The following is a 585-nucleotide window of genomic DNA, read 5'->3' on the forward strand; positions in this document are numbered from 1 at the left end:
CGCCAAAGATGATCTCGCTACCGTCAGCAAGACCAGCCTCTACAGCGTGCGAAACCCGGCCGACAGCAGCACACCCGTCGCCCAGATCACCACCCCCACAGACGACGTCGAGATCACCGCCCCGACCACCATCATCGGTACCGCCACCGCACAAAATCTCGCCTACTACCAGCTCCTCATGCGCGCCGCTGGTACTGACAAATGGCAAGAACTCGCCCGTGGCTACCAGAACGTCAGCAACGGCACCCTCGGCAAGTTTGACCCGACCCAGCTACAAAACGGCATCTACGAACTCAGCGTCATTGCCGTCAATACCAATGGTGTCCAGGCCAGCCACATGATCACCCTGGACGTCACCCGCAATCTCAAGATAGGCCAGTTCAGCATCAGCTTTGAAGACCTCAACGTCCAGGCCTCCGGCATCCCCATCAGGATCACCCGCACCTACGACACCCGCCGCAAAGGCCAGGCGCTTGACTTCGGCCAAGGCTGGAGTGTCGATTACCAGAATGTGCAAATCCGTAAGAACATCATCCTTGGTCTCGAATGGGACGTCATCCCCATTCCAAGCCAATTCACGACCTG

The 585-nt window shown here is 58.3% G+C and carries 1 protein-coding gene; it reads left to right on the forward strand.

The window, feature by feature from the left end:
- Positions 1–585: hypothetical protein (locus ACO0LI_RS30635; protein ID WP_423037706.1), on the forward strand; the 585-nt coding region annotated here is incomplete at both ends.

Source organism: Undibacterium sp. Tian12W (genome assembly GCF_049339405.1).
Classification (GTDB): domain Bacteria; phylum Pseudomonadota; class Gammaproteobacteria; order Burkholderiales; family Burkholderiaceae_D; genus Undibacterium.